The sequence below is a fragment of the Streptomyces sp. Ag109_O5-1 genome (assembly GCF_003814875.1).
In the GTDB taxonomy this organism is placed as follows: Bacteria; Actinomycetota; Actinomycetes; order Streptomycetales; family Streptomycetaceae; genus Streptomyces; species Streptomyces sasae.
The window spans coordinates 10,220,944-10,243,184 of sequence record NZ_RKQF01000001.1 but is presented as its reverse complement, the minus strand read 5'-3'; the positions used below and the strand labels follow the sequence as shown (position 1 = coordinate 10,243,184).

At 70.5% G+C, this 22,241-nt stretch carries 13 protein-coding genes and 2 pseudogenes; 7 read left to right on the top strand and 8 right to left on the bottom strand.

The features are described from left to right. The first annotated feature begins 47 nt into the window (after positions 1 to 47). A complete protein-coding gene (locus EDD90_RS46665) occupies positions 48 to 1,253 on the top strand; it encodes an acyl-CoA dehydrogenase family protein (RefSeq protein WP_260328526.1) in 1,206 nt (401 codons plus the stop codon). Between the two features lie 7 nt (positions 1,254 to 1,260). Further along, positions 1,261 to 1,791, top strand: a complete 531-nt coding sequence (locus EDD90_RS46660; protein ID WP_123979084.1) for a DUF1003 domain-containing protein — start codon at positions 1,261 to 1,263, stop codon at positions 1,789 to 1,791. Positions 1,792 to 1,821: 30 nt separating this feature from the next. On the opposite strand, the gene EDD90_RS46655 is transcribed toward EDD90_RS46660, so the two are convergent. Together EDD90_RS46655 and EDD90_RS46650 are read right to left on the bottom strand one after the other, a co-directional pair. Further along, entirely contained in the window at positions 1,822 to 4,680 is a 2,859-nt protein-coding gene (locus tag EDD90_RS46655) for an AAA family ATPase (RefSeq protein ID WP_123979083.1), read from the bottom strand. Between the two features lie 120 nt (positions 4,681 to 4,800). Beyond that, positions 4,801 to 7,371: a SpoIIE family protein phosphatase gene (locus EDD90_RS46650; RefSeq protein WP_123979082.1), complete on the bottom strand. Its 2,571-nt coding sequence runs from the start codon at positions 7,369 to 7,371 to the stop codon at positions 4,801 to 4,803. A 21-nt stretch (positions 7,372 to 7,392) separates the two neighbouring features. On the opposite strand from EDD90_RS46650, the pseudogene EDD90_RS57960 reads away from it, so the two are divergent. From EDD90_RS57960 to EDD90_RS46640, 3 genes and pseudogenes are all read left to right on the top strand, one after another. Next, positions 7,393 to 8,871, top strand: a pseudogene (locus EDD90_RS57960) (GAF domain-containing protein); the annotation flags it as partial. A gap of 143 nt (positions 8,872 to 9,014) precedes the next feature. Continuing rightward, a pseudogene (locus tag EDD90_RS57955) lies at positions 9,015 to 9,125 on the top strand (hypothetical protein); the annotation flags it as partial. Next, positions 9,082 to 10,425 (top strand): SpoIIE family protein phosphatase, encoded by a 1,344-nt coding sequence (locus tag EDD90_RS46640; RefSeq protein WP_260328804.1) that lies wholly within the window; start codon positions 9,082 to 9,084, stop codon positions 10,423 to 10,425. The pseudogene EDD90_RS57955 and the gene EDD90_RS46640, both read left to right, overlap by 44 nt. A gap of 33 nt (positions 10,426 to 10,458) precedes the next feature. On the opposite strand, the gene EDD90_RS46635 is transcribed toward EDD90_RS46640, so the two are convergent. From EDD90_RS46635 to EDD90_RS46625, 3 genes are all read right to left on the bottom strand, one after another. Next, the gene (locus tag EDD90_RS46635; RefSeq protein ID WP_123979081.1) at positions 10,459 to 11,373 is read right to left on the bottom strand and encodes an RNA polymerase sigma-70 factor; all 915 of its coding nucleotides are present in this window, start codon (positions 11,371 to 11,373) and stop codon (positions 10,459 to 10,461) included. Positions 11,374 to 11,871: 498 nt separating this feature from the next. Continuing rightward, the gene (locus EDD90_RS46630) at positions 11,872 to 12,456 is read right to left on the bottom strand and encodes a hypothetical protein (RefSeq protein ID WP_123979080.1); all 585 of its coding nucleotides are present in this window, start codon (positions 12,454 to 12,456) and stop codon (positions 11,872 to 11,874) included. 416 nt (positions 12,457 to 12,872) lie between these two features. Further along, positions 12,873 to 13,748 (bottom strand): helix-turn-helix transcriptional regulator, encoded by an 876-nt coding sequence (locus tag EDD90_RS46625; protein WP_123979079.1) that lies wholly within the window; start codon positions 13,746 to 13,748, stop codon positions 12,873 to 12,875. A gap of 245 nt (positions 13,749 to 13,993) precedes the next feature. On the opposite strand from EDD90_RS46625, the gene EDD90_RS46620 reads away from it, so the two are divergent. Next, entirely contained in the window at positions 13,994 to 15,430 is a 1,437-nt protein-coding gene (locus EDD90_RS46620) for an MFS transporter (RefSeq protein WP_123979078.1), read from the top strand. A gap of 364 nt (positions 15,431 to 15,794) precedes the next feature. Here the strand turns inward: EDD90_RS46620 and EDD90_RS46615 are convergent, their stop codons facing one another. Continuing rightward, the gene (locus EDD90_RS46615; protein WP_185149464.1) at positions 15,795 to 16,790 is read right to left on the bottom strand and encodes a GlxA family transcriptional regulator; all 996 of its coding nucleotides are present in this window, start codon (positions 16,788 to 16,790) and stop codon (positions 15,795 to 15,797) included. 404 nt (positions 16,791 to 17,194) lie between these two features. Between EDD90_RS46615 and EDD90_RS46610 the strand changes: the two genes are divergently transcribed. Then, positions 17,195 to 18,343 carry a TDT family transporter gene (locus tag EDD90_RS46610; protein WP_260328525.1) on the top strand — a complete coding sequence of 383 codons (1,149 nt, stop codon included), beginning with the start codon at positions 17,195 to 17,197 and terminating at the stop codon, positions 18,341 to 18,343. Between the two features lie 568 nt (positions 18,344 to 18,911). Here EDD90_RS46610 and EDD90_RS46600 read toward each other — a convergent pair. Further along, positions 18,912 to 19,097, bottom strand: a complete 186-nt coding sequence (locus tag EDD90_RS46600; RefSeq protein WP_311737256.1) for a hypothetical protein — start codon at positions 19,095 to 19,097, stop codon at positions 18,912 to 18,914. 117 nt (positions 19,098 to 19,214) lie between these two features. Beyond that, positions 19,215 to 22,007 (bottom strand): multifunctional oxoglutarate decarboxylase/oxoglutarate dehydrogenase thiamine pyrophosphate-binding subunit/dihydrolipoyllysine-residue succinyltransferase subunit, encoded by a 2,793-nt coding sequence (locus EDD90_RS46595; protein ID WP_123979077.1) that lies wholly within the window; start codon positions 22,005 to 22,007, stop codon positions 19,215 to 19,217. Positions 22,008 to 22,241: the final 234 nt, after the last annotated feature.

Genomic DNA, 22,241 nt, shown 5'->3' with positions numbered 1-22,241 from the left:
TGGAGTCCTGGATCTCCGCCATGTCCGCCACCGAAAGGAGAACTGACTTGACCACCACTCCCCCGGCACCGCCGGACGAGCTGCTGGGCGCCGACTTCTACCGCTACGAGACGCTGCTCCCGGACGACGAACGCAAGATACTGCTCAAGGCCCGCGCCTTCCTGCACGACGAAGTCAAGCCGCTGGTCAACGGGTACTGGGACAAGGGCGAGTTCCCCGTGGAGCTGATAGAGAAGTTCCGCGGGAGCGGGCTGAACGCCCTGTCCTACGAGGGTTACGGTGAGCACCTGCCCGCCGTGAGCCACCTGCTCGGCGGCATGCTCGCGATGGAGATGAGCCGCGTCGACGCCTCGGTCGCCACCTTCTTCGGCGTCCACAACGGGCTCAGCTTCTATTCCATCCACACCGGCGGCGACCAGGAACAGCGGGATCGATGGCTGCCCGCCATGGCCTCGATGGAGAAGATCGGCGCCTTCGCCATGACCGAGCCGCTGGGCGGCTCCGACGTCTCCGGTGGCATGCGCACCACCGCCGAACTCAAGGGCGACACCTGGGTCCTCAACGGCGCGAAGAGGTGGATCGGCAACGCCACCTTCGCCGACCACGTCGTGGTGTGGGCACGGGACGTGCACGACAACCAGGTCAAGGGCTTCGTCGTGGAGAAGGGCACCCCCGGCTTCGTGCCGGTGAAGATCGAGGGCAAGATCGCGCTGCGGATCGTACAGAACGCCGAGATCACCCTCACCGACGTACATGTGCCGGAGGCCAACCGCCTCCAGAACATCAACTCCTTCAGAGACGTCGCGGAGATCCTGCGCTTCACACGCAGCGGAGTCGCCTGGCAGGCTCTGGGTGTCATGATCGGCGCCTATGAGCTCGCGCTCGCCTACGCCAAGGAGCGCCGGCAGTTCGGCCGTCCGATCGCCGGGTTCCAGATGGTGCAGGACCTGCTGGTGAAGAGCCTGGGCGACATCACAGCCTCGTGGGGCATGCTGGTGCAGCTCGCCCGGCTGCAGGACCAGGGCGTCTTCCGCGACGACCACTCGGCACTGGCCAAGGGGTTCACCACGTCCCGGATGCGGGAGGTCGTCGCGGCCGGCCGCGAGATCTTCGGCGGCAACGGCATCGTCCTCGACTACGACATCGCACGCTTCTTCGCCGACGCCGAGGCCCTCTACTCCTACGAGGGCACCCGCCAGATGCAGACCCTCATCGTCGGCAAGTCCATCACCGGGCAGAGCGCCTTCGTGTGAGCCGGGAATGACCGCAGACCCTGATGCCCCCGGTTTCCGGCGGAGCTCCGCTCCCGACGGCGGCCACCGCCGCGGCCCCCGCCTGCGCCACGAGCGGTTGGTGTTCGCCAGGATGCGCACGTCGCAGGACCGGTTCGCGGACGCGATCACCGCGTTCGCGGGCACGATGGGGTTCGTCTACGTCCACACAGTCTGGTTCGCGGTGTGGATCGCCCTCAACCTGAGCCTGTTCGGCCCGGCAGAGGTCTTCGACCCTTACCCGTTCGGGCTTCTCACCATGATCGTGAGCCTGGAGGCCATCTTCCTGTCCACGTTCGTGATGGTGAGCCAGAACCGGCAGGCCGCGAGGGAGAACATCCGGGCCGATCTGGTTTTCGAGACCAACGTTCGCGCAGAGGTCTGGGCCGTGCACATGGGCAAGGCGCTCGGCCTGGACCCGAAGCAGGTCGAATTGCATGTCCAGGAGATCCTCCGGCAGAGCAGGAGCGCGATGAACCCGGAGCCCGGGGTCGAACCGGTGACCCCGGAGGCTGAGTGAACGCGTCCCTGTCCGGGGCAGGGGCACCGCTCACCCGGTCCCGTCGGCGATGTCGCCCCGCTCGCCCCGCTCGACGGCCAACCGGGTCAGTTCGACACGGGTGTTGATGCCGAGCTTGGTGAAGATGTGCCGCATGTGGGTGTTGACGGTGTGCACGGACACATAGAGCCGGTCGGCGATGGCCCGGTTGGTGAGACCGTCCACGACGAGCGGGATCAGTTTCCGCTCGGATTCGGTCAGGCTGCTCCACCCCGGAGGGCCGATCGTGTCATGGCTCGGGGCGCCCGCGGGAACGCCGAGTTGCCGCAGACGCCGTCCGATCCGTTCGTGGTCGCGCAGGGCTCCCGAGGCCAGCGCCAGCCGGCCCGCTTCTTCGAGGTTCGGGATCGCGGGCGCCGTATCGGCCGATGTGGCCAGGAGTTCGCCGAGGTCCTCGTACGCCGCGGCCAGCACCAGTCGCCTGCCGGTGCTCCGGTAACCGGTGATGGCGGACATGAGCGCACGGGGGTCGCTGTGGAGAAGGCCGTCCACGTGGGCGCGGACGGCCCCGATGATCTCCTGGCTGTCGTCCCGGGCGGTCAGTGTGCGCAGTGCGCCGGACACGGCCTGCGCGATCGACGGCTCCGCGCCGCGCAGCGCGATACGCACGATTCCGGGCCAGTGGGACGGCGACAGGGCGAGCAGCCGCGTCGGCTCACGGTCGTCGAAACCACCCATGAGCGCTGCCGCTGCCGTGTCCTGGTTCTCCGCGTCCGCCAGGCCGGCGCGCGCGAGCGACACCCACAGGCCGTACCGCTGCGCGTTCGTGCCGGAGCCGGCTTCGGCGGCGCGGAGGTGGTCCCTCGCCCTGGCGAGGCCACCGCGCCTGATCTCCACCAGTGCCAGCACGGAGCGGGCCAGCGGATTCGGCTGGGTGATCTCGAGTTCGTCCGCCACCGCCAGGCCGGCCTCGGCCTCCACGGCCGCGTCGTCCAGAGCACCCTGTTCGAGCAGTGCGCAGGCACGGCGGGCATGCCAATGAGGAAGTGACCAGCCCAGGCCCAGCGCCTCCGCTTCCTGCTGACCCTGCCGCAGGATCCGCTCGGTGTCCGCGAGCCGGTCGGTGGTGGTCAGCAGCGTGGCCAGCCACAGCGCCGGAATCCTCGGGGGCCGCAGATAGGGCACGGTGGGCTCGGTGCGGGCACGTTCGGTGGCTTCCTCGGCAAGCTCCAGGGCCCGGGCCAGGCGCCCACGGTAGAAGAACGTCTGCGACTGGAACACCATGACACTGACGACGACGGCCGGATCGTGGCTCCGGTAGGCGGCCTCGACCAGCCCGGGGTCCGTCTGCTCGGCAGCGGTGATGTTCCCGAGGTGCACGTGGCCCATCGCCTCGGTCTTCAGCAGCCGGACCCGCAGTTCGGACGGCAGCCCGGGCAGGTCGAGGGCCTTCTGGACGTGTCTCATCGCGGCGCAGTCGTCGCCCGCGGCCTGATGGATCTCGGCGGCCACCAGGCGCAGGTTCGCCTCCTGCAGCGGCTCGAGGCCGTCCGACAGAGCGGCGTCGACCAGATCGAGCGCCTCGTGCACCCGGCGGGTCCGGCCGAGGTACTCGGCGGCGTCGGTCAGCAGGCCGACACGACGCCGGTCGCGCGGGGACAGCAGGCCGGCGGCCCGCTGGGCGAAGTCCGCGGCAGCGTCGGGTGCCGTCGCCGACAGATCCCGTACGGCGGTGTGCAGCGTGGTCACGGCGTCGTCGTCGACCGGGCCGCCCGCCATGACGACATGCCAGGCCACCTCCGCCGATCGTGCCCCGGTGGCGCGCAGGCTCTCGGCGGCCTCCCGGTGCAGAGCGGTCCGTACGGCCTGCGGCAGGTTCTCGTGGACGGCCTGCCGCATGAGGTCGTGACGGAAGGCGAGTCGCGGGCCGTCCGCCGAGAGCAGACCGGCGTTGAGGGCGGCCTCCACGCCTGACAGCAGGCTGCCGACCTGTCTGCCGAGCATGCGGGCGGCCGTGCCGAAGTCGAACTCGCGGCCGAGGACGGAGCCGATCTGGAGCAGGCGTACGGCGTCCTCCGGGAGCTGCTCCAGCCGTGCGGCGACGCTCAACCTGAAGCCGACCGGGATGTCGTGGTACAGGCGGCCGGCCACGCCCCCCTCCGCTTTCCCGGCGTCCGCGGCGGCCACGGAGCGCACCAGCTCGATCGCCAGGAACGGATTGCCCGCGACGCCCCGCAGCATCCTGGCCAGAGCGGGCGACGGGTTCTCCCCGAGCACGTCGGCCGCGATGTGCTCCAGTTCCTGCTGTGGCAGCGGACCGAGGGTCAGCCAGCGGGCTCCGAGGCGTTCGAGGTCCTCCCGCACCCTGGCCACGGTCGGCCGCTCGGTCTCCGACCGTACCGCCAGCACCCACAGGATCGGCGATGCGGCCAGTCGTCCCGGCAGGGTGCGCAGTGCGAAGAGCGTGGCCGGGTCCGCCCACTGCGCGTCGTCCACGAGCACGAGCACCGGGGCGCCCTGAGCCCGGTCCTCCAGGGCGTCCGCGATGCTGTCCAGCAGCCAGAGCCGCTGGTCGTCCGCGGTCGCGGCGGCTCGGGCGGAACCGCCAAAGGCCTGCAAGGCGGACTGCAGGGCGGCTCCTGCCGCGTACTGGTCGAACTCGTCGGCCCGTACCGAGACCACCTCGAACCCGCACCGCCGCGCCCGATCGTCCAGCTCCGCGAGCAACCGGCTCTTGCCGACGCCGGGTACGCCTTCCACGACGACACAGGCGCCCCGTCCGCCACGCACCGTCGCCAGGGCCTCGCGGACAGCCGCGATCTCACGGTCCCGTCCTCTGAGGCGCAACCCGGTCCCACCCTGGTCACCGCGCCCGGGGTCCAGGGCGCCCGAGGGGGCTGTGCTGCGCATGGGGCAAGCATGCCGCAGGCCACATGGGCCCTCAACGCCGGTCCCCCTGTGATCGGCCGGGAACGGGGACGGGATTCCTCGGGCGGCGAATCGCCTGAGGCCCGGACCCGGGCGGACGCATCACCGGGGCACGGGACCGCGTCCCGCGACGACGACGCGGTCCGCGGGTGTCGGCGGCGATGTGGGGGCGAGCGCGGGGAGCTTCTCGATGACGGGTGGTACCCCAAGCCTCTGTCCGGGTGCCGATGCGGGGGCCAGTTCTTCTTCGGCCCAGACGACCTTGCCACCCGCTACGGAGCGGAAACCCCACCTGCGGGACACCTGGGCGACCAGGAAGAGGCCGCGGCCGTTCTCGTCACTGGTGCGTGCGCTGCGCAGACGTGGCGAGCATGCGCTCGCGTCGAACACTTCGCAGGTCAGGACCTGGTGCCGGATCAGGCGCAGGGTGATACGGCCGCTGCCGTGGCGGACGGCGTTGGTGACCAGTTCACTGACGATCAGCTTCGTGGCGTCCTCGAGATCCCCCAGGCCCCATTCGTCCAGCTGACGGGCAGCCATGCACCGGGCGCTGCGAGCGGCGGTCTGGTCGCTGGGCAGCGTCCAGGAGGCCACCTGGTCAGGGCTGATCGTCCGGGTCCGGACGAGGAGCAGCGTGGCGTCGTCGGAGGGTGCCTGCCCCGGGAGGGTCTCCATCGCGCGGCTGCAGACGTCTTCCAGGGAGCGGCCCGGCTCTGCCAGGGCGGTGCCCAGGCGGTGCATACCCACGTCGATGTCGTGGTCGCGGGTCTCGATGAGGCCGTCGGTGTACAGGCCGAGGAGACTTCCCTCGGCCAGTTCCAGCTCGGCGGCCTCGAAGGGGACGCCCAGTCCCATGCCCAGCGGGGTTCCGGTGGGCAGGTCGGGAAAGGCGACCCGCCCCTGCGCGTCGATGATCGCGGGCGGTGGGTGCCCGGCCCGCGCCATGGCGCAGCGGCGGGTGACCGAGTCGTAGACCGCGTACAGACAGGTGGCGCCCACAGCCGGGGAGTACCGCTCCGCAGCGTCGGCGTCGTCCTCGGCCAGCCGCTGGACCGTGTCGTCGAGGTGGGTCAGCAGTTCGTCGGGGGCCAGCTCCATGTCGGCGAGGGTGCGTACGGCGGTGCGGAGCCGGCCCATGGTCGCGGCGGCGTTGATCCCGTGTCCGACCACATCGCCGACGACGAGGGCCACCCGGGCGCCGGACAGCGGGATCACGTCGAACCAGTCGCCCCCGACGCCGTGATCCAGGTCGGCGGGAAGGTAACGGGACGCCGTCTCGACCGCTGCGCCGCCCTTCAGACGGTGCGGGAGCAGGTTCCGCTGGAGGGCGAGGGCAGCGCTGTGCTCACGGGCGTACTGGCGCGCGTTGTCCAGCGCCAGAGCGGCGCGGCTGACCAGTTCCTCGGCGAGGAGCACATCGATCTCCTGGAACGGTCCCGGGTCCGAGGTGCGGACGAACAGGACCATGCCCAGCAGGACACGCCGCGCACGGATGGGTATGAGCATCATGGAGTGGATGCCGTTCTCGTGGATCTTCTGCGCCCTCGCCGGGTCCTGGTCGATCCATGTGCCCGGAGCGGTGTCCAGGATCGGCTCCAGGTGGGGCATCCCGGTGCACAGGACGTCGGTGACGGGTGAGTCGGGCGGCCAGGGGACCACCTCACCGTGCGCCCACGGGGACTCCGGAACCCCATGGTGGATCGAGGCCAGACCGGCGCGCCGGAAAACGGGGAGGCGCTGGCCCGTGGCGCCGATGTGGACCGGGGGCCCTTCGCCGAACGGGACCGACTGTTCGAGGTCGACGGCGACGTAGTCGGCGAGCAACGGCACGGCCAGGTCGGCCAGTTCCTGGCTGGTCCGCATCACGTCCAGGCTGCTGCCGAGGCGGGTGCTGCCCTCGCTGAGGATGGCCAGGCGATCGCGCGCCCGCCTGCTCTCGGTGAGATCGACGCTGATGACGCACACCCCGAGCACCTGGCCGTCGGCGTCCTGGAGGCAGAAGATCGAGGCCGCGTACGCGTGCTCCCGACGCGGGCTCGACGGCAGCCACGTCCGGTGGTCCTGGACCTTGGCGGGCCCGCCCCGCATCACCTCCCGCATCGCCGACTCGAGTGTTTCGGCCTCGGCACCCGGCCGCACATCGGTGAATCGGCGTCCGAGCCGTCGCTCGCGGGAGATGCCGTCGTGGCTCTCCATGGTGTCGTTCACCCAGGTGCACCGCAGTTGCGGGTCCCGTACGACGATGCCCATGGGGACGCGGGCGAGCAGCGACTCCCGTACCAGTCCGTTCGTCGTCTCCCCGGAGGCTTCGCCGATGCCTGTCACGGAGACGAGCCACCGGACCGTTTCGCCGCGCCCCCACAGCATCGAGACCCGCAGGCTCACGTCGAGCCCGTGACCGTCTCTGTGCCGTACCGTCGTCGTGCCCGACCAGCCGCGCCGGGCACGGCACCGGTCGACGAACTCCGCTGTCGTCGGCGCTTCTTCGGAGTGCGGCAGTACGGCCGAGGCCGACCGGCCCACGACATCGCCGGCGGAGTACCCGACCAGCCGCTCAGCAGCCCGTGTCCATCCGACCACCGTCCCCTGCTCGTCGAGCATCGCGATCGCCGACTCCGAGGGCTCGCGGATGTTCGGCCGGCCACCGGGTACCAGTTCGTCATTGTCGATCATCGAATCGTCGTCCTCGGTCAGATGGCGGCGGGGCGGATGTCTGCGGCAAGCCCTGCTCTGTCTCCGTCCTCCATGCCGGACCTGAATTTGGCCGAGATTTCATCCCTACTTGCCCCTTTTCAGGCAATTGACCGGACAGTGCGCAGATCTGTGACAAGGGATGCCGGACCGATGGGGACACGGCCGGTCCTCCCGCGCGAGGTCGGCCGGTGCGGACGTACGGTGCTGGTATGTGCGCCATGCGGGAAGACGGCGCGGTACAGCCCTACGGGCCCCCGTCCGTCCTCACCCGCCTCCGGATCGATTCGCCGGGCGGAGCTGGACCAGCTGCTGGAGTTCGCCGTGCGCGACACGGGGATGCTCGCGGGCGCGGTCTTCCTGCTGGCGCCCGACGGGCAGGCGCTGCGGCTGGAGGTGACCGCCGGCCTGCCGGCGGAGTTTCTGTCGCCCTGGTCCCGGGTGGCGCTGTCCAGTCCTGTTCCGGTGGCCGAGGCGCTGCACCGACGGCGGCTGGTCTGGCTGTCCGACCCCGAGGAGTTCGCCCGGCGCTATCCCCGCACGGCGATCGCGCTTCCGTACCACTGGGCGGCAGCCGCGGCACCGATCGTCACCGGCACGGCACGGCGGACCCTGCCCCAGCCGCCGGCCCGCAGACGCCTGCCGGCCGAGGCGCTGGCCGCGGCGGACCTCGTCGAACGGTTCCCGGAGGGCAGCTGCTCGCTCGACCTGGAGGGCAGGTTCACCTACGTCAGCGCCACCGCCGCGCTTCTGCCCGGCGGCAGCATCCCCGATCTGACCGGTACACATCCGTGGCGGTCCCTGTCCTGGTGCACCGACTCCGCCTTCGAGGACTGCTGCCGCAGCGCCCTGGCCAGTCGCCGCCCCGCCTACTTCACCGCCGAGCGCCCGCCGGACCAGTGGCTCGCCTTCGAGCTCTACCCCGATGGATCCGGGGTGAGCGTCCGTATCTCGCCGACCGGCCCGTCCCCGTCCTCACGGGCCGGGCCCGCCAGGACGGAGACGTTCCTGGGCAAGCCGATCCCCCTGGGCGAGGTCTATCAGGTACTCCATCTGGCCGCCGCCCTGTCCGAAGCGGTGAGCGTGCGCGACGTGGTCGACCTGATCACCGAGGAGATACTGCCGGCCTTCGGAGCCCGGACCGTGGCCCTGCTCGCGGCCGAGGACGGCAGAATGCGCGTCATCGGCCGTCGCGGATACAACCCCGGAATCCTGGAGTACTTCGACGGAGCTCCGCTGACCTGCCCGGCACCCCCGGTCCGGGTCCTCGCCACCGGCCGGCCCAGTTTCTTCGCCACGTTCGAGGAACTGTCCCGCGCCTACCCGCCCGCCGTCCATCAGGAAGATGTGCACGCCTGGGCCTTTCTGCCGCTGATCGCCTCCGGGCGTCCGGTGGGCTCGTGCGTGTTCGCCTTCGACCACCCCCACCCCTTCCCCGAACAGGAACGGGTTGTCTTCACCGCGCTCGCGGGACTGATCGCGCAGGCTCTGGAACGGGCCCGCCTGTACGACTGCAGCAAGGAGCTCGCGCAGACCCTGCAAGCGAAGCGGCCCTGCTCCCCGACTCGCTGCCCGACGTCCCGGGACTGGATGCGGCCGCCCGTTACCTGCCCGCCGCCCGCGGTATGGACATCGGCGGCGACTTCTACGACCTGGTCCGGGTGGACGGGACCACCGCGGCCGTGTTCATCGGTGACGTCCAGGGCCACAGCGTCACCGCCGCCGCGCTCATGGGCCGGATCCGCCCCGCCATCCGCTCCCACGCCGCCACCGGAGCCGCGCCGGCGCAGGCCCTTCTCCCAGGCCAACCGCCAGCTGGTCGACCTGGACCAGGGCCGCTTCGCCAGCTGCCTGTACGCGCATCTCGATCTCGCACACCGCCGGGCCGTCCTGGCCACCGCCGGGCATCCCCCGCCGATCCTGCGCCACCCGGACGGACAGGCCGAGGTCCTTCCCCTGCCGCCCGGGCTGCTGCTCGGCATCGACCCCGACGCGGACTATCCCTCCGCCGAGATCCCGCTGCCGCCCGGCACCGTCCTCGCCCTGTACACCGACGGACTCGTGGAAACTCCCGGAGTCGACCTGGACGACGCCATGTCCGGGCTCGCCGTCCAGCTCTCCCGGGCCCGGCACCAACCGATGGAACAGCTCGCGTTCATGCACACCATCGATCTCGCCTACGTCGGGCGGGGCCTGCACGAGGAACTGGCCGCCTACATCGCCGACCAGCACGACTACTACGCCGACGAGGGCGTCCACGTCACACTGCACGACGGCTGCGCCTGGGACGAGGAGCGGCTGCGCCGCTGCGCCACCATCGGGCTGGGCCGGGCGCTGTTGTCACGACTCACCGACGGGACCCCCTGGGTCGCCCTCAGTGTCAACACACACCGTCCGCTGTTCTGGTTTCTCGCGCGCCCCGGCCTGACCTCCCTGCCCGACCTGGCGGGCCGGCGGCTGGCCGTGCACGCCCGCCACACCGCACCCGGATGCTTCGCCCGGATCGTGCTGCGCCGGGCCGGTCTCGATCCCGACCGCGACCTCCACACCGTCGTCCGCGCACCCGGCGACTACCGCCTGGACCTGCGCGGGCTGCACGACGGCGGCATCGACGCCGCCTGCGTGGGCAGCACCATGGCACCGGAGGCGGTGGCCGCCGAGCACGGCTGGCGTCTCCTGGCCTGGGTCGGCGACCACTTCCGGATCCCCACCGTGGGCGTGGCCGTCGACCCCACCCACATCGCCCCCGACGACCCCGCGGTCCAGGCCGTCGTACGAGCCCACCGGCGCGCCCTGCGGGTGATCCACGACGACCCCGACACCACGGTGCGACACATCCGGACATTCCTGGGCGGACAGACCGCGGAAGAAGCCCGAGCGCACTACGAGACGTTCATCGCCCCGTATTTCACCGCCGACGGTCTCGCCGACCTCGAGGTCGGCGAGGCCGCGATCACGGCGGTCGCCGCCGAACTCGGCGTACCCGCGGACATCACCGCAGCCGAGATCTACCGCACCGCGACGACCGCACCCTAGGATCCGGCGACGCCGACGCGACCTCTTCCTGTCTCACCCGTCAACCGACGCAAGACCGGGAACAGTTGCGCAGCGGGAGCGAGAGTCCAGGAATGCGGCGATCTTGCTCGGGTTGAACACCCACATCACCCTGTGGATGCCTTCCTTCGAGGCGGCGATCGTCAGGATCGTGGCGGGGGAACCGTCACGGCAGATCATCACGCCCGTACGACCGTTGGCCTGGACCAGGCGCAGTTCCGCCTCCCGCCAGAACTGCCGGGTGGCGGTCGCCAGGTTCGCCACGCGAGCACGGCCCAGCACGGGGACCCGGGCGACACCTCGGAGACCGTTGCCGTCGGACAGACTGACGGCATCAGGGGCGAGGACGGCTTCCAACGAGGCCACATCCCCCGTGCGAGCCGCTGAGACAAAGGCCTCCAGCAGACGTCGATGCTCCACCTCGTCCACGCTCACCCGCGACTCGCCCGACAGACGCTTGCGGGAACGGCTCACGATCTTCCGGACGTTGACGACGCTGAGCTGCAGGATCTCGGCAATCTCGGGATAGGTGTAGTCAAAGGCCTCGCGCAGGACGTACACGGCCCGCTCAGCAGGGCTCAGCTTCTCCAGCACCAGCAGCAGGGCCAACTCCAGAGCCTCCGCCCGCTGCGCGCCCACCTCCGGATCCGAACTGGTGTCGACGGGCTCGGGCAGCCACGGCCCGATGTAGGTCTCCCGACGCACCCGCGCCGACTGCGCCACGTTGATGGCCAGGCGGGTCGTCGCGCTCGACAGGAACGCCACCGGGCTCAGCACCACGGAGCGGTCGGTCTTCTGCCAGCGCAGCCACACCTCCTGGACCACGTCCTCAGCCTCGGCCACGCTGCCGAGCACCCGGTATGCGATCCCGAAGAGGCGCGCCCGGTGCTGCACAAAGACGGAAACAGCCTCGTCAAGGTCACTCGTCATAGGGGGCGACTCGAGATACATGATCCTGCGGTCCTCGTTCCTACGGATACGGCTGTCGCGTGGCGGGATCGCATCGCTACCGCGTGCAAGCAGGCGTCAGGCGGAGACATGGCGGTCTCACGCCACCTGTGGCTCAGATCAGAACCCTGACCGACAGATGCGCTTCTCTTTCCGCAATGGGATGCGTTCTTCCCCAACCAGAACAGACTGGTTCATAGCGGTACCGAGACGCATCGCATGATCGAGTGATTCGACGGGCCGTCCGAACCTGGCCCCAAGGTGGGTGACTACGCCACGGGCGACTCACCGGTGTCCCACAGGCGCCCCAGACGCCATGAGCGCCAGCCGGACAGCCCTGACCAGGCAGCATGCCCCAGGGCGCTCCTGAGGCGCATCGCATGATCTAGTGATGTGACTCGCCGGCCGACCGGCGGACCCTCAATACGCATACACAGCGTGACCGTCAGTGACGCCGCCCGCCGTGCAAACCCGGCACTGTCAAGCGTCCTTGACGCCCTTCAGGTCCAGGTCGGACTGAACGCTGCCCGACGAAGCCAGGGCGACAAACAGCGGCAGCTTGTACAGCGGGGGAGGTTCGCCCGCCAGCCCCAGTCGCTGCCAGGCCAGCCGAGCCGAGAGCTTCAGTACCCGGCGTGCGCGCATGACGAGCAGGAAGGCGAGTGGCAGTTCAACCAGCACGGCCGAGGCCGCACTTACCCACACGTCACCTCGGCCCAAGCTCAGGGAAACGTCGAACCAGGCATCGCAGACCAGGAGCGAGGCCGCCACGAAGGACAACGGAACCAGGGCCTGCCGCTTCAGCAATACCGCCACCCCGGCGCCGGCCAGCGAGACGAGCAGCATGACATCGAAGCCCACCCACACCATGGGCCAGTACCGGGCCTCGAAGCGATCGGGCAGCGAGACGGCCAGGAAGACGGTCCAGGGGACGAGCACGAACACACACAGCGCGAATTGCCCTACCGCCCGTCGGTGGCGGCGGCGCAGCGTGGAACCGTCCAGCCTGAACTCCTTGGCCGTCGCGCCCGTCGAGGCGGTGGGGTGGTTGCTGTGCTCGCTCATCCTTGCCTGTCCCTGATATCAGCTCCCGGCCCGAGCCGACCCTGGTCGAACGTCCTTCGATACTACGGCGAGCTCATGCCGCGTCCGCAGGCACAGCAACGGCGACGGAACCCTCCAGGGCCGGGGCGGCGCCCCGGAGACACTCTCCGGGTTCGCCCCATCACGCAGGGCGCAGGTCAGGCCCAGGCCGTCACCGCCACGAACGCTTGACTGTGGGGGTTCCGTTCCGGCGATGCCTTGGTAACCGGTCGGATCCGAGATCTCGTCGAGCAGCTCGGGAGGGAGGCTCTGCAGGACACCGACATCGGCTCCAGCGCGGCCGATCCGCCGCCCTGGCCCATCACCCCGGCCGGCGTGGCGTACTCGTGGTCGGCCGCCAACGCCGGCAGTCCGGCCCAGTTGGACGAACGTAGCGGTCACACTGTCGCGGAGGTGTCCTCGGTCTCCGCGGTGAGACTGCCCAGCAGGCGCAGAGCCGCCTCGGAGGGCGAGCCGGGCTCGGCCGTGTAGGCGATCAGGCGCTGGCCGGACGAGCCGGGGATGACAAGGTTCTCGAAGCTGAGCTCCATGGTGCCGACCAGTGGATGCCGCAGTTGTTTCACTCCCGATGTGCAGGTGCGCACCGGATGGCGAGCCCAGCGAGAGGCGAATTCGTCGCACTGCACGGCGAGTTGGCCGACCAGCTCGGCCAGCCGGCGGTCGTCGGGGTGACGGCCGGCGACCAGGCGCAGCGACGCGACGGCGAGCTGGGCCTCCTCGTCCCAGTCCGTGTACAGCTCCCGGTAGTGCTCGTCCAGGAAGAGCATCCGCGTCACGTTGGGGCGGGCGGCCCGCTTGTCGGGGCTGTCGGGTGGCAGGTGCCCGGCGAGCAGCGCATGGCCCAGCCGGTTCCAGGCGAGCACGTCATTGCGGCGGTCGAGGACGAGCGCCGGTACGTCCGACATGGCCGCGAGCAGCTGCCGCGCCGATGCGCCGACGCGCTCGACGCGGGGTGGAGCAGGGCGGGACGCGGCGGCCGGGCGGGCGAGGGTTTTCAGATGTGCGGTCTCGTCTTCGGTCAGGCGCAGGGTGCGTGCGATCGCGTCCAGTACGCCGTCCGAGGCGCTGATGGCGCGGCCCTGTTCCAGACGGGTGTAGTGGGTGATGCTGACGCCGGCGAGCATGGCCAGCTCCTCCCGGCGCAGACCGGTGACGCGGCGACGGGTCGGATGCGGCGAGATGCCGACGTCTTCCGGGCACACCTCGGCACGGCGGGACTTGAGAAAGTCTCCGAGTTCGGACGGAGCGTGCATCGATGCCTCCGGTTTCTCGGATGTCCGGCCGCACGGCCCTGAGCACCCTGCCTGGCGAGCCGCGAGTCATCCCCCATGATGCCCGCCCACCGGGCGGCCCGAGGGCCGTAAGGGTGGTCATGTCATGACCACCCTTACGGTGGCTGCGCGCAACAGGGTTCTGGCTGGAGCCCCGAGCCGAGGCGAGCCTCTTTCCCCAGCGGTGCGTGACAGACGCCCGCGCACAAGAGAAGGGTCTCGGCCTCATGTCCGTCACTGACTCGGGAACAGCCGGCACAGCCGTCGGCACCTCACCGGCCGTCCTCACTCCCCGCCTGCGGCTGGTCCTGGTGCTGCTGCTCGCCGCCCAGTTCATGCTGGCGGTGGACTTCTCCATCCTGAACGTGGCACTGCCGGTGATCGGCAAGGGCCTGGGCTTCTCGCTGGCGCACCTGCAGTGGATCGGCACCGCGTTCGCACTGTGCGCGGCGGGCTTCACCCTGCTGTTCGGCCGGGTCGCGGACCTGTTCGGCCGACGCCGGCTCTTCCTCGGCGGTCTGGTGGTGCTGGGCGCGGCCTCGCTGGTGGGCGGCCTGGCGCAGAACCCGGAGGTGCTGATCGCGGCCCGTGTCTTCCAGGGTCTGGCCACCGCGGCGGTGACCCCGGCCGGGCTGTCGCTCATGACGACGTCGTTCCCCGAGGGCCCGCTGCGGGAGAAGGCCCTCGGTCTCAACGGGGCACTGATGTCCGCCGGGTTCACCACCGGAGCGATCCTCGGCGGTCTGCTGACCGACCTGCTGTCCTGGCGCTGGGCATTCTTCGTCAACGTCCCCGTCGCCCTCGCCGTGCTGTTCATCGCCCCGACGGTCATCAGGGAGTCCCGGCCGGACGAGCACCCGAAGCTGGACCTGCCCGGGGCTCTCAGCGTCACGCTCGGCCTGCTGGCCATCGTCCTCGGCCTCACCCAGGCGGGTGAGAAGGGCTGGGCCTCCTCGTCCGCGCTGCTGTCGCCGGCGGCCGGCATGGTCCTGCTGATCGTCTTCTGGGCCGTCGAACGCAAGGTGGCCGCCCCGCTGGTGCCGCTCAGCGTGCTCGGCAAGCGATCGGTGGCCTGGGGCAATGTCGCCGGTCTGATCGCGTTCCTCACCGAGACCTCCCTGGTCTTCCTGCTGACCCTGTACCTCCAGGAGGTGCTCGGCTTCTCCCCGCTCACCGCCGGCCTGTCCTTCGGCGTGCTGGGTCTCGGAACGGTCGTCGGCGGCTCGGTCGCCCCGAAGGTCATCGGGAGGATCGGCAGCAAGCAGACGCTGATCACCGGTGGCATCCTGCAGACCGTGTTCACGGCCGCCCTGCTCGGCCTCGGCGACGGCCGCTCCTGGATGTGGCTGCTGCTCGTGGCCACCTTCGCCGGCGGGGTCGGCAACATGCTCGTCATCGTCGGCTTCATGGTCACCGCCACCTCCGGTCTCGCCGACCACGAGCAGGGCCTGGCCACCGGGCTCGCGACCATGACCCAGCAGATCGGCATCACCATGGGCACACCGATCATGAGCGCCATCGCCACCGCCGCGATGACCGGTACCGGTGCTGCGGCCGTCCTCGGTGGTCTGAAGGTCGCGATCGCGGTGAACGCGGCCCTCGTGCTCTTCGGCGCCCTCACCAGCACCCTGTTCCTGCGCGGCGCCCGGTCGAGCAAGCAGTGACTCACGGCGGTACGAGTCCCTCAGGAAGCTGAAGTCGTCAGCTCCGGTGAGCCTTCACCCTCACGCTCATCGGAACTCGCGGGAACTCGCAGGAACTCGCAGGCACTGCTGACCGAGCGTCAGGACATCTGGCCAGGTCAGCAGTGCCGCAGGTCAGGCCCAGGCCGCCACCGCCGCGAACGAACTGCACGAGACGCAGTACTTCGCCGCCCCTTTCGGCGGACCCCCGTGTCGGGCCGCGCTCGCAGAGCCGATGCCGGGGTGGACCATCGAGGAAGCCTGATCGTCGGCCTGTCCGGCTCGGTCGGGTGACGGGTCCGTCAAAACTCGGCGATGACCTGTGCTCGCAGGAAGTCTCCGCTCGTCAGGCAGGCTGGCCGTCGACTGCGGTGTGCGTGGTGCGGAAGCGTGCCCGGTAGGCCCCCGGTGTGATGCCGAGGTTGCGCGTGAAGGCCCGGCGCAGCGACTCCGCCGAGCCGAAGCCGGTGCGCCGCGCCACCGTGGCCATGGGGTCGTCGCTCCCTTCCAGCATCGCCTGGGCGGCTTCCATACGGACCTGCTCCACATAGCGGGCCGGTGTCGTGGCCATCTCGTCGTGGAAAAGGCGCGTCATGTGACGGGGGCTCACACCCGCCCGACGCGCCATGGCGGCAAGGGTGTGCGGAGCGGACGGATCTTCGGCGACCGCGTCCAGGACCCGGCGCAGCATCTCCTGTCTCGCGCGTGGAGTGTGGGTGCGGACACTGAACTGCGACTGGCCTCCCGGCCGTTGCATGAACACAACCATGTCCTTGGCCACGGCGCGGGCGACGTCGGCGCCGAGGTGCTCCTCGACCAGGGAGAGCGAGAGGTCGATGCCCGAACTGACGCCTGCGGAGGTCATGATGTGGCCGTCGCGTACGAACAGGGCGTCGGCTTCGACAGTCACCCGCGGGTAGCGCAGGGCGAGTTGGTCGGCGAAGCGCCAGTGCGTGGTCGCTCTGCGTCCGTCGAGCAGCCCGGCCGCGGCGAGGAGGAAGGCGCCCGTGCAGATGGACGCGGTGCGGCAACCGCGTGCGTCGAGCGCCTTCACAGCGTCCAGCAGAGTGTCGTCCTTGACGAGGGAGGGCCACTCGGGGCCACCGGGGATGACGACCACGTCGCCGGCCTCCTGCACCTGCGCGGCAGCCAGATCGACGTGCAGTCCTGTGCCTGCCGCGGTGACCACGTCGGCGCCGTCCGGAGAGACAATGCGTACGCAGAAGCGACCACCGAACTCGTTGGCCGTCGAGAACACCTCGATCGGGCCGGTGACGTCGAGCAGTCGTACGCCGGGGAAAACCAGCACGGTCACCAGCAGCGGCTTCCTGCCTGACGGCATCTCCTTCATTGTGCGCCTCCCGGAGGGACCGGGTCCCACAGTAGGCTTTGCGGGTTTGATTATCAAACCCAACTGGTCGCGCGGCTCGGACTTTCAGCGGTGGCCTGCCGTCTCGCCAGGCCACGCGTGCCGCCGGCACATGCCCGGAGAGGCACATCGGGGCATCAGCCGTCATCCAGCAACGAACCCGCACGGCGCCTCGATGTCCTGGTGTGAGGGTGTCATGGCGCGCGCTGTTCTGTGGCGGAAGCCGGGCTTCGCCATAGCGTCGCAGGCACCAACGGGCCGACGGTCCCGGCCGTGCCCCCGTGAGCTTTCGGGCACGGTCCGGCCGGTCGGCCGGTCACCGTCGCCAATCGTGGACGGTGACGAATCCGACACGACAAGAGAAGGCACTCCGCACCGTGGCACCCCACTCCAGTACCAGCCGGGCGATCCCGTCCCAGGACGACCCCGTTCCGAGCCGGTCCTCACCTGCCCGTGACCGTCCGACCGGGGCGAACGGCAAGGGGCGGGGAGATCTCGGTCCCAGCTGGTTCGCGGCCGTCATGGGCAGCGGGATCGTGGCCGTCGCGGCCGCCACCCTGCCACGCGGTTTCCCCTGGCTCGACGAGGCCGCCACAGTCGTCTGGGCGGGGACCGCGCTGCTGCTGATCGTGCTGATCGTCAGCTACTTCGGGCAGCGGACGCTGCGGGTGCACGCCGGCGATCCGGTACAGGCCCAATTCTTCGGGGCACCGCCGGTGGCGCTGCTCACCGTCGGGGCCGGGACGCTGCTGCTCGGCCGGCGGCTGATCGGGGAGCGTGCGGCGACGGACGTGGACTGGGTGCTGTGGTCGGCCGGTACCGTGCTGGGTCTTGCCACCGCCTGCACGGTTCCCTATCTGATGGTCACGCGGCACCGTTTCACGCCGGACGCAGCGTTCGGCGGCTGGCTGCTGCCGGTGGTGCCTCCGTTGGTCTCCGCCGCCACGGGCGCGCTGCTCGTCCCGCGGGCACCGGTCGGGCAGGTACGGCTGACCCTGCTGCTGGGCTGCTACGCGATGCTCGGACTCGGGCTGGTCGCGGTCCTGCTGGTGCTGGCCATGGTGTACGGCCGACTGGTGCATCACGACGCGCCCAGCGGTGCGGCGGTGCCCACGGTGTGGATCGGCGTGGGAGCGCTGGACCAGGCGGTCACGGCGCTGGGTGCGCTGGCCACGGCGGCACCGAGCGCGCTGCCCGCCCCGTACGCGCGCGGGAGTGCGGTCGCGGCGCTCCTGGGTGGACTCGGGATCTGGGGCTTCGCCCTGCTGTGGCTGGTACTCGCCACGGCGCTGACCGTGCGGGAGGTGCGCAAGGGGCTGCCCTTCGCACCCACCTGGTGGTCCTTCATCTTCCCCCTCGGCGCCGCTGTCACCGGCACCAGTGCCCTCGCCGCCCGTACCGGATCACTGCTGTTCGCCTGGACTGCCGTCGTCCTGTACGCCCTGCTCGTCGCCGCCTGGGCGGTGGTCGCCTGGCACTCCCTGCGCCACGCGGCCTTCCGGCAGCGTGAGCGCGCCCGACGGTGACGGGGCAGGTGTGCCCCTCCGCATGACGCGGGACACAGCGCCGGCCCGCCGCGCCGCCCTCCGGCAGGCGGGTGCGCGCTGCGCCGTTCACCTGGTCGAGCGAGGGACCCCGCTTCAGGGGCGACTGCGGTGTGGCCGTCGGGTACGAGACGCGCGGCCGGCACGTCGGAGGAGATGGCCAGGGTAAGGAAGGCGAAGCCGCGCGGCCCGACGAGGTCCGCGACGAATCGCTCGCGCCGGCGCAGCAGCCGCCAGCCGTAAGCGGGCACCAGGATCACGAATCCGGCCAGGGCAACCCACAGCAGTGCGGCGGAGGCGGCGCCGACGCCGATGACGTACAGGGCCATGGAGACGATGCCGGTGCCCATGACGAATACGAGCGCGCCCGCGTTGAGGCCGGTCACCGCGGCGGAGACGACTGCGCGGTATCCGGGCGGTCGGGGACCGGGACCGGTACGTCCGGGATCGGGAGGGTCGGCATCCGGACGCCGTTCATCGCGAGGGCCGGGTTCGGTGAGCCATTCCGCGAGGACGGCGGCGTGGCTGTGGCCCGTGTCCTGGGTGGCGGTCAGCAGGTCGCCCAGTTCGGTGAGGTAACGGCGGCGGGTGCGGCCTCCCGCAGCCGCTCGTCGGGCGCCGCACCCTCGCGGCGCATGCCCTCCGGCCAGATCCGGTCGACCCGCACCCGCTTGCCGAGCCGGTCGTCCTCGGCAGACGTCTGCTCATCGATTCTGCGGCAGGTGATCTCGGCCATGACGCATCCTCCGGCCGCTCGCACAACGTAAGCATTTTAATGATTTGTGGATTTTATTGCGTTTCAGGCGCGGAGACGCACGCTGGTCGATGCGTGCCGGCAGGCTCATGGCACTGCTCACCGGAAGGCCGATGCCAGGAGAGCCTTCTGCTCCAGGCCGTGCCGACGGGCGGAGCCGACCGCGGGGGCGGGCGCCTCAGGCCGGCTCACGCATTCCACGAGGCGTCCTGTCAGCCGGTACAGACGCCGTGCGACGAAGGACCACGCCCCCTGGTTCTCCGGCTCTTCCTGCACCCACCGCACGTGTGCGGCCGCAGGGAAGCGGGCGAGTTCCGCCGCGAGCTCCGCCTCGGGGAACGGGTAGAGGCGTTCCACGCGGACGATCGCCGTGCCGGTCGAGCCGGTGCCGTGCCGGTGGGCGTCAAGGTCGTAAGAGACCTTGCCCGAGCACAGCAGCACGCGCGTGACCTGGGCGGGGTCGACGGTGTCATCCGGCAGGACCGGGCGGAAGCCGCCCTGTGTGAACTCGGGCAGGGCGGAGGTGGCAGCCTTCGACCGCAGCATCGACTTCGGGGTGAGAACGACCAGCGGCCGTCCGCGGCCGCCCAGTGCCTGCTGCCTGAGCAGATGGAAGTAGTTGCCCGGCAGGGAGGGCATGGCCACGGTCATGTTGTCCTGGGCGCACAGTTGCAGGAAGCGCTCGATCCGGGCGGAGGAGTGGTCCGGGCCCTGGCCCTCCAGTCCATGGGGCAACAGCAGCGTCACTGCCGAGCGCTGACCCCACTTCTGCTCCGACGAAGCGATGTACTCGTCGACGACTGTCTGCGCACCGTTGGCGAAGTCCCCGAACTGGGCCTCCCACAGCACCAGGGCCTCGGGGCGGGCCAGCGCGTAGCCGTACTCGAAGGCCAGCGCCGCCAGTTCGGACAGCATCGAGTCGTACGGTGCGAAACCTGCGGCCCGCGGGCCGAGGGAGTTCAGCGGTGTGTGCGCCGCGCCGGTGCGCCGGTCGGTCAGGACGGCGTGGCGCTGGCCGAAGGTGCCGCGCCGCGAGTCCTGCCCGGCCAGTCGCACCGGCACACCCTCCAGCAGCAGCGAACCGATCGCCAGCATCTCCGCGGTGGCCCAGTCGACCGTGCCCGTCTCCAGCGCCGCCGTGCGCCGTTGCAGCTGCGGCAGGACACGCGGGTGCACGGTGAAGCCCTGCGGCAGGTCGCTCTGCGAGGCGATGACCTGCCGGACGGTCGCCTCGTCGACAGCGGTCCCCGCCCGCCGGGCCGCGCGCGGGGCGGTCGTCCGTCCGACGCCGTCACCAGGCATGCCGTGGCCGAAGTGGGGAGCGGGCAACGTCCGGGTCTCGGCGAAGGCCCCCTCCAGGTGGTCCTGGTAGTTGCGGCGGGCCGCCTCCACCTGCCGCTCACCGATGTCCCCGCGGGCCACCAGGGCCTGGGCGTACAGCGTGCGCACCGAGGCCCTGGCGTCGATGAGGTCGTACATGACCGGCTGGGTGATGGAGGGGTCGTCGACCTCGCTGTGTCCATGACGCCGGTAGCAGACCAGATCGACCACGACGTCCTTGTGGAACGTCTGGCGGTAGTCGAAGGCGAGCCGCGCGACGCGGTCGACGGCCTCCGGGTCGTCACCGTTGACGTGGAAGATCGGCGCCTCCACCATGCGTGCCACGTCGGTGGCGTAGGTGCTGGAGCGGCCGTGGGCGGGCGACGTGGTGAAACCGACCTGGTTGTTGACGACGACGTGGACCGTCCCGCCCGTGCGGTAGCCGGGCAGCTGCGACATGTTCAGGGTCTCGGCGACCACGCCCTGGCCTGCGAAGGCCGCGTCTCCGTGGACGACGACCGGCAGGACGGACAGCCACCCGCTGTGCGCCTCGGCCACATCCTGCTTGGCGCGCACCACTCCTTGGGCGACCGGTCCCACGATCTCCAGGTGTGAGGGGTTCGCCACGACCGAGACGGCGATCGTGCCGCCCTGCAGGGCACGGTAGGTGCCCTCCGCGCCGAGGTGGTACTTCACGTCCCCCGAACCCTGCACGGACCCGAGGTCCTCCGCGTCCTCGAACTCGCCGAAGATCTGGGCGTAGGACTTGCCGATGATGTTGGCCAGGACGTTGAGCCGGCCGCGGTGCGCCATACCGATCACAGCTTCTGCGACACCGTCCTCCATGGCCCCGAGCAGCAGGGAGTCGAGCAGCACGATCATCGACTCGCCGCCTTCGAGCGAGTACCGCTTGTGACCCACGTACTTGGTCTGCAGGAACGTCTCGAAGGCCTCCGCCGCGCCCAGCCGGTAGAGGATCCGCAGCTGCCGGGCACGGTCCGGCCGGCCCGGCACGTTCTCGACCCGCTCCTGGATCCAGCGGCGTTCGCCGGCGTCCTGGATGTGCATGTACTCGAACCCGGCGTTACGGCAGTAGAACTCCCGCAACGCACCGAGCACTTCGTCGAGCGTCATCGTGGCGCGCCCGGCGAAGCCGTCCACCACGACGCCCTGCACCCGGTCCGCGTCATGGAGCCCGAACGCGGTGAGGTCCAGTTCCGGATGGGCGACGGGCTGTGGCGTGAGCGGGTCCGTGCCGGCCATCAGGTGACCGCGCACGCGATAGGCGTGGATGAGCGCCGCCACCCGGACGGCCTTGAGTGCCGCCTCGTCGCCGCCTTGGTACTCCGGGCCGGAGACGGCGTGCGCCGACCGGACTGCCGATGTACCCCGGGCGGCTGGTACGGGCGGGCGGGCCGCGACAGCCGGGGCGGCGAAGAAGTCCCGCCACGTCTCCTCGACCGAGCCCGGGTCGCGCAGGTAACGCTGCCGCTGCTCGTCGACAACCCATGCGTTGAGTCCGAAATCCAGCCCGTGAACCACGGTTCGTGCGGTGTCCGATTGCGAGGCCATGGCGTAGAACGCCTTCTTCCCTGTGTGAAGTCGTACGATCCCGGCGCGGTCCTGACCGGTCGCCCGCCCCACGTGTCACGTGTCCGAGGATCTGGAACCCGCTGCACGGACCGACCTGTGCGACCACGTCGCGTCGACGACGTTAGATCCGGGAGAGGACGGGGACGTACAGCCCTCCGTGCCACATCAGCCTCATATCGGGACATCCGCCAGGCGACAGGCCGTGTGTCCTGA

Coding starts and splice junctions, on each gene's coding strand:
- EDD90_RS46600 (WP_311737256.1), bottom strand. CDS start 19,097: ATGGCCGAGATCACCTGCCGCAGAATCGATGAGCAGACGTCTGCCGAG.
- EDD90_RS46655 (WP_123979083.1), bottom strand. CDS start 4,680: ATGCGCAGCACAGCCCCCTCGGGCGCCCTGGACCCCGGGCGCGGTGAC.
- EDD90_RS46635 (WP_123979081.1), bottom strand. CDS start 11,373: ATGACGAGTGACCTTGACGAGGCTGTTTCCGTCTTTGTGCAGCACCGG.
- EDD90_RS46625 (WP_123979079.1), bottom strand. CDS start 13,748: ATGCACGCTCCGTCCGAACTCGGAGACTTTCTCAAGTCCCGCCGTGCC.
- EDD90_RS46595 (WP_123979077.1), bottom strand. CDS start 22,007: ATGGCCTCGCAATCGGACACCGCACGAACCGTGGTTCACGGGCTGGAT.
- EDD90_RS46660 (WP_123979084.1), top strand. CDS start 1,261: ATGACCGCAGACCCTGATGCCCCCGGTTTCCGGCGGAGCTCCGCTCCC.
- EDD90_RS46630 (WP_123979080.1), bottom strand. CDS start 12,456: ATGAGCGAGCACAGCAACCACCCCACCGCCTCGACGGGCGCGACGGCC.
- EDD90_RS46615 (WP_185149464.1), bottom strand. CDS start 16,790: ATGCCGTCAGGCAGGAAGCCGCTGCTGGTGACCGTGCTGGTTTTCCCC.
- EDD90_RS46650 (WP_123979082.1), bottom strand. CDS start 7,371: ATGATCGACAATGACGAACTGGTACCCGGTGGCCGGCCGAACATCCGC.
- EDD90_RS46620 (WP_123979078.1), top strand. CDS start 13,994: ATGTCCGTCACTGACTCGGGAACAGCCGGCACAGCCGTCGGCACCTCA.